We start from the raw sequence: 7,110 nt of genomic DNA, 5'->3' as shown, positions 1-7,110 counted from the left end.
AGACCAGTTGGATTGATGTCGAGGCTGATGGCCTCATCGTCGGCAACGCCGACTCTCACAGGGATCCGGGTCGGCCGCAGGACTCAGGCCAGCCACAGAATCTGTGGGAGCTGGCTTGCCAGCGATTGCTATTGTGAAGTCACTGCTGCAATCGCTGACACCCACAGGAACCGCGTAGATACCCATGCAGCAATGAGGCCCGATCATTCACCCCCTGCTTTCCTGCCTCCACCCCAGCGGCGTATCCCCCACCGCCCGACTGAAGCTCCGGCAAAAATGCGCCTGATCGCAAAACCCGCATTCCAGGGCAATCTGGCTCAGGCTCAAATCCGACGCCCGTAATAACCTCCGCGCTCGCCAGATCCGCTGGCGCTGGATCCATGCCTGCGGCGCCATCCCGGTACTGCGCTTGAACGCCCGGGAAAAATGGCTACGGCTCAGTGCGCAGGCATCGGCCAGGACCTGAACCTCGATGCCGCTGGCCAGGCCATCGCGGATCAGGCGCTTGGCCAGCCGTTCCCGTGGGCGGCTCAGGCTACCCGGTTGCAACAGGTTCATTGGCGAAGTATCCAAACGGAAAGCAGTCGCCATTCTTCGCAGCCCGTCGCTGGTACACGAGTTAATCGTTGTTAATTCGCCTCAGAAGCGCCCGCCCAGCGGGTACTCGACGATCAGATAGATGCGGTCGATATCATCGCCGGGCTGGGCGGCATTACCCCGGTGGCTGACATGGGACAGCGACAACGACAGGTCCTTCGCCGTACCGCCTTGCACCACGTACTTCATATCGATATCCCGCTCCCAATGCCGCCCGCCGTCGCCGTATTGCCCGACATAGGTGCCCCCCGCCGGAGCATGCTCGCCATCGATGCCACGCCCGCTGACATAGCGGCCCATCAGGCTCAGCCCCGGTACGCCCAACACTCCCAGGTCAAGGTCATAGCGCAGTTGCCACGAACGTTCGCCCGGCCCGTTGAAGTCGGCGTACTTGATCGAGTTGGCCAGGTAGATGGAGTCGCCACCGACGAAGTCGAACGGCGTATCGCCTTGGACCTTCTGGTACGCCAGGGTCAGCGCCTGGACGCCGAAACGGTACTTGCCGGCCAGGCTCCAGGCCAGGGTGTCGATGGCACCGGCACTGGCCTGGCCGGTATCGCGGGTGCTGTAGAGATTGCCGTCCAGCGACCAGTCTGCCTGGCGGTAATTCAGGTTGAGATAGGCCTGGCGCCAGGTGTCCTGCAATTGCCCGGCGAACACTGCGGCGCTCAATGGGCCTGTCGGTGTCCAGCGTGCACCGGCCAGGCTGATGGCATGGCCGCGGGTGTTGGCGCCATAGCCGGCGAAATCGTCGTGGCTGGAGCTGTTGTCCTGGTTGTTGAAGGCGGTGAAACGCCCGGCCTGCAGGCGCCAGTCTGCCAGGCTGGTGTTCTCCAGCAGCCAGCCGCTGGCGTATTCCGGATGCAGGCGCTTGTCGCCGGTATCGAATACCGGGGTTTCCACCTGCATCTCGCCATAGCGCAGCAGGGTATCGCCGAGGCGCAGCTTCAGTGCAGCGCCGGCACTGGAATAGTCGGACTCGGCGCGGCCATCGCTGTCTCGTGGCAGGAGTCCGGTCCCGGCATGGCCGCGTCCGCCGTCCAGCTTCAGACCAAGAAAACCGTGGACATCCAGGCCAATCCCGACGGTTCCGTCGGTAAAGCCCGAACGCACCTCGCCGATAAAGCCCTGTGCCCATTCCTGGCGATAGTTCTGCCCGCTGCCGGACGGACTGCGGTAGTCGTTGTGCAGGAAGTAATTGCGGCTCAGCAGCGACCAGCCGGCCTCGTCGGCCTGGGCGCTGCCGAGGGCGGCACAGGTGGTGAGCAGGGCGAGGCGGCGGGTAGCGCGGATCATGGCGGGTTCCGATGTGAGGCGAGACGGAACTCTGGGCCAGTGACGTGCGACAGGTCTTGTACCGATGTGCTCTAGGCCATGTCGCTGTCAGCGAACTCTTCGGCCAGGTGGTCGAGTAGCGCCCGCACCGACGGCAGCAGCCCGCGCCGGGAGGGGAAGATCGCATGGACGATGCCGCAACGCGGATGCCAGCCCGGCAACAACTCCACCAGCCGCCCGGCCGCCAGGTCCTCGCGCACCGCGATGCGGGGCAGGTGGGCGATGCCGACCCCGGCGACGACGAAATGGCGCAGGGCGAACAGGTCGTCGGTGACCATGCGCGGCGTGTGCGGGATCACCAGGCCGTTGTCCAGGTCCTCGCCCTGGAACAGCTCCCATTGGTACTCGCGCTGGGCACTGCCCCAATGCAGGCTGGGCAGCTCACCCAGGGCAAGCGGATCGAACCCCTGCGGCAGGCGTTCGAGAAACCCCGGCTGGCCGACCAGGCACTGGGTGCTGTTGCTCAACACCTTCATCACCATGTCGGTGTTCTCCAGCGGTGGGAATCGCACCCGCAGGGCCAGGTCGAAGCCCTCATGGAGCAGGTCGACACGGCGGTTGGTGCTCTCGATGAACAGTTCCACCAGCGGGTACTTGAGCATGTAGCGGGTCAGCATCGGCCCGACCCAGGAGTTGAGCAGGGTGGTCGGGCAACTCAGGCGCACCAGGCCGCGGGGCTCGCTGCGGTTGCGCTCGATCACCTCCGCCGCGCTCTCCGCCTCGACCCGCATGGCCAGGCAGCGCCGGTAGTACTCCTGGCCGATCTCGGTCAGCGAGCAGTGACGGCTGGTGCGATGCAGCAGGCGCACGCCGAGGCGTTCTTCCAGCTCGGAGATGCGCCGGCTGAGCTTCGACTTGGGCATGTCCAGCGCCCGGCCGGCCGGGGCGAAGCCACCATGTTCGACGACCTGGGTGAAGAGGTAGAGGGAGTTGAGGTCTTCCAATCAGGAGGCTCCGGGAGGGCAAGACCTTGGAGTCTACTGCATGGGTATCTCCACATCCCGAACAAAGGTCGACGCGATCAAGGTAGGAGCTGCTTTAGCTGCGAAGGACTGCGTTAGCGGTCCCAAAGCCATCCCGCACGAGCTTCTGGACAAGCCATATTGCGGATTCCCACAGCCCGACCTTGCGCGTTTCTCCAGATTCATTCGCTTTGCTAAGCTGGACGCCTCAGTTGGAAGAGGTTGCTATGCCAAGGATCGGAAGAGTTGTGCTGCCAGGTTATTCCCGTCGAAAAAATAAATTTGTTTTCTTGTCTTCTGTTTGTGTTTTTTTGGAGATAAATTTGTTCGGTTTTTATAAGTGGTTGGGTTGTACAGCTAAGTTTTAGTGTTTGGGGTGTTTGGGGTTATGTTAAGGGTTTTATTTAAAAGTTTGCTCCTGATTAATGTTGGTTTGTCATTTTTTGTACTGTCAGGATGCTTCAGGGAGACCGCTTTGGTGTCTGCTATAGATGTCAAGAATCAACTGAGTAGCTCGATATATTATTGTGAGTCTTTTGAGCTTCCAGAGTGTAGGCGTGAGGTTAAGGCGGGTGGGGTTTCTAGGGAGTACTACACTGAAAGGGGATATGGGTTTGTGTACGACTCCAGGGTTTCTAATTCTTTCTGGGTGAGCTTGTGTGGCGCTCCTGTAAGGCTTGATCGGGTTATTGGTATTAATCCTGTTGTAGAAAAAGAGGGGCGGACCTTTGAGGTTGTGATTGACCAAAAAGTATATGACGAGTTTTGCTCTAATTGAAAAAGATAAAGGGGTGTAAGAAGCAGGAAAAGGACGCAGTAGGAGAAGGGGCGAGAAATGGGGTAGGTTTATTTTTATTGATGGCTTGTGAAAGTAAGTCTGTCCCATTTTTGATAAGCGGTTGAGTTGTGCAGCTAAGTTTGAGTGGTTTGAGGTGAGTGAGAATCATGTTAAGAGTTTTATTTAAGGTGCTGCTCTTGACCAATGTTGGTTTGTCATTTTTTGTACTGTCAGGATGCTTCAGGGAGACCGCTTTACTGTCTGCTATAGATATCAGGAATGAGCTGAAATATTCTGTGCATTATTGTAGTTCTTTCGAGCTTCCATCGTGTGAGCGTGAGGTTAAAGCTGGTGAGGTTTCTAGGGAGTACTATATCGAGCACGGGAGTGAGTATGTTTACAATCCTGCGCTTTTTGATTCTTTGTGGGTGAGCTTGTGCGGCGCTCCTGTAAGGCTTGATAGGATTCGTAATGTTAGCCCGGTTGTGGAGAAAGAGGAGCGGACGTTTGAGGTTGTGATTGACAAAAAAGTATATCGCGAGTTTTGCTCTCATTGAATTCTGGTGTTGGAGAGATAAAAAAGGGGCGCAGGCGGGTGAAGGCGGAAAAGCGGACAGATTTATTTTCTATCGTTTTGATACGTTGAGTGCTTGGTTGAAAACAATAAATCTGTCCTCTTTCTTGATTAAGGAGATGTTAGATTATGCTCGGTCAAGCGGTCAGCTTTCCCCAAAATCAAGGAGATCGAAGTGATTATTATTGATTTGTATAAAAGTGTGAATGGGCTCTATTTTGGTGATGGTCAAGATAAGGCGGTTTCGTTGTTTGGGTGTCCTGATGAAAAAATATAAATTTCAAGGGGGCGGTTGAGTTGTTTTATGATGGCTTTATTTTAAGGTTTGATTCTGAGGCGAGGGAGTTTCGAGAGTGTACTTTGCTTCCTGGTTGTAATGCTAGAGTAAATGGGGTTGATGTCGAGTGCGGAAGTGGTTTTTTTAGTTGGTTTTTAATGCAGGATAATGAACTGAAAGGGATTTATGAATTCATTGTGTCGATTAAGTTAGGTCTAGCTCTCTCTGGGTTTCATGATGGTGATTGTTCTCAAAGAGCTGTTCACGTATTTAGGCGTGGTGAATGGGATAGGTTTAGTGGTGATTTGAAGCCTTTTAAATTCTGACCAGGCAGGAAAGTGAAGAAAAGAGCGAAAACGAAAAGGGGGCAGATTTATTTTCCAGCGCTTTGCTACGTTGAATGCTTGGTGAAAAAATAAATCTGTCCCCTTTTTCACTATGGTCCCCTTTTTCATGCTTTTTCACTTTTTCAGTCCCCTTTTTCAAGAGCTGATTCGCATGTCAAAGATCGTGAGGCGTTTGTGGACATTATTCGTTGCTGGTCCTTGATATAAAAGTACGGACCAAGAAAGGGAACGACCAAGAAAGGAGACGATAGGAAAGGGGGCTAGGAAAGGGGACAGATTTATTTTTCTTGATTGTTTGTGAAAATAAATCTGTCCGCTTTTCCGAATTTGGTGGTTCGTACAGTTTGTTACCGCTGATGAATGAGGTGTCCAATGTCGTGGGTAAATAGTTTTGAAGGGGTTCTCGATCTTTTGTCTTTGGTGATTGTTTGTGCACCTGACGATTTTCCTCGGGAGGACTTTTTACAAGATGAGGATCAGTTGACTCTGGATAAAGCTTTTGAGGAGTTGGCAGTTGGGATGCAGTTCGTCAAAGATAAGGGCTTAGATGGTGATATTCTGGATCGATTGAAAGAAAACCTTGATGAGGCTTTGGCTGCTTATCGAAAAGGTGATGATATAAAGGGATCTCACCTGCTTCAGGATTTTGAAACCATGCTCCAAAAAAATCTTAGCAACTATAAATGACCTGAGGAGAGAAGGCGACAGAAAGCATAGAAAATGCATAGACTGAAAAAGGAACATGAAAAAGGGACCGGAAAAGGGGACAGATTTGAATGGCACTTACTTAACTGTTAACTACGTGATTCAAAAGAAAAATCAAGAAAAACGATCCTTGGATTCAAGGGGGACTGTCAGATTTTTTGTGTGCGGGCCGGTTACGGCCTGCCGTCAGGCAGGCCTTGGATTCACCAGGTCGGCCTGATAAAGCGATCTCCGTACAAAATCGCAAATTGATTCATCGCGCTTTTCCAATCATGTGTGGCTGAGCCCCAGTTTGCTGTGATATTACGCAGTCCCAGCCAGATCAATTTGGTCGCCGCATCGTCATTCGGGAAGTGCCCACGGGTCTTGATGATCTTGCGTAGCTGCGCATTGATACTCTCGATGGCATTGGTCGTATAGATCACTTTCCGGATGGCGGGCGGGAAAACGAAGAATGGAATTACCCGATCCCAGGCTCGTCGCCAAGCGGCTACTACCGTTGGGTACTGCTTGCCACATGGCCCGCTTTCAAACTCATTAAGTGCCTGTTCAGCCGCTTCGGCGTTAACGGCCTGATACACCGGCTTGAGAGCCTTGGCCAACGCCCGACGCTTGTCCCAGGCTGCGTAATCGAGGCTGTTGCGGATCAGGTGCACGATACAAGTCTGCAAGGTGGTTTCCGGAAAGACCGCACCAAGAGCCTCTGGCATGCCTTTGAGGCCGTCAGTCACAGCAATCAGCACATCTTCGACACCGCGAGTCTTGAGGTCGTTGAACACCTTCATCCAGAACTTCGCGCCCTCGGTGTTCTCGATCCAGATGCCCAGAATATCGCGTGTACCGTCGGGCAAGACCCCCAGTGCCAAGTAGATCGCCTTGTTGCGGACCAAGCCTTCTTCGCGGATTTTGACTCGCAGCGCATCAAAGAAAATGACGGGATACATCGGTTCCAGGGGGCGCTGTTGCCAGGCACCAATTTCTTCCATGACTTCATCTGTGACCGAACTGATGAAGTCATGCGAAACATCTGTTCCGTACTGTTCGGAAAGAAACGCGCGGATCTCTCTGACAGTCATTCCTCGGGCGTACATGGCGATGATCTTGTCGTCGAAACCGGTGTAACGGCGTTCATGCTTGGGTATCAGGATGGGCGAGAAACTGCCATCACGATCACGGGGGATATCCAGTCGTAGCGGGCCATCACCCGTCAGCACCGTCTTACCGGTCTTGCCGTTGCGCTGGTTGGTTTCATCTTCCGGGCGCTGCGCGCCCGGAGGATAGCCCAGGTGATGCCCCAGCTCTGCCTTGAGGGCTCGCTCAATCAGCGCCTTCTTGAATGCGGCAGAAGCTTCTTCGATGGCTTCTGCGGTCATCAGCGGAGCCGTGGAAAACTGCTCAAGCAGCTCCTCCGGAACCTTCGGTAACTCTCGAAGCGGTTTCTTTTTGGTTGGCATACATGCACCTCTTACTCATGGTATGCCCGAACACAAAATTTCTGACACCCTCATTCAAGGTGAAGGCTACGAAGCTGTCAC

At 54.1% G+C, this 7,110-nt stretch carries 5 protein-coding genes; 1 reads left to right on the top strand and 4 read right to left on the bottom strand.

Annotated features, from left to right (window positions below; all coding sequences use genetic code 11):
• Window positions 1–207: 207 nt before the first annotated feature.
• The 3 genes from ACODSK_RS15085 to ACODSK_RS15075 all read right to left on the bottom strand — a co-directional run bounded on the left by ACODSK_RS15085 (window position 208) and on the right by ACODSK_RS15075 (window position 2,876).
• Window positions 208–558, bottom strand: a complete 351-nt coding sequence (locus ACODSK_RS15085; protein ID WP_489017164.1) for a helix-turn-helix domain-containing protein — start codon at window positions 556–558, stop codon at window positions 208–210.
• Window positions 559–639: 81 nt separating this feature from the next.
• Entirely contained in the window at window positions 640–1,893 is a 1,254-nt protein-coding gene (locus ACODSK_RS15080) for an OprD family porin (RefSeq protein ID WP_489017162.1), read from the bottom strand.
• Window positions 1,894–1,964: 71 nt separating this feature from the next.
• Window positions 1,965–2,876, bottom strand: coding sequence for a LysR substrate-binding domain-containing protein (locus tag ACODSK_RS15075; RefSeq protein WP_489017160.1), 912 nt, complete (start codon window positions 2,874–2,876; stop codon window positions 1,965–1,967).
• A gap of 2,366 nt (window positions 2,877–5,242) precedes the next feature.
• Here ACODSK_RS15075 and ACODSK_RS15070 point away from each other — a divergent pair.
• Complete coding sequence (locus tag ACODSK_RS15070) at window positions 5,243–5,557, top strand: hypothetical protein (protein WP_489017158.1); 315 nt, start codon at window positions 5,243–5,245, stop codon at window positions 5,555–5,557.
• Window positions 5,558–5,778: 221 nt separating this feature from the next.
• Here ACODSK_RS15070 and ACODSK_RS15065 read toward each other — a convergent pair whose 3' ends face one another.
• Window positions 5,779–7,029 (bottom strand): IS256 family transposase, encoded by a 1,251-nt coding sequence (locus ACODSK_RS15065; RefSeq protein ID WP_489017156.1) that lies wholly within the window; start codon window positions 7,027–7,029, stop codon window positions 5,779–5,781.
• Window positions 7,030–7,110 lie beyond the last annotated feature (81 nt).

Source organism: Pseudomonas sp. FG98 (assembly GCF_057808595.1).
The sequence above is the reverse complement of the archived record's forward strand: the minus strand, read 5'-3'. Positions and strand labels throughout refer to the sequence as shown.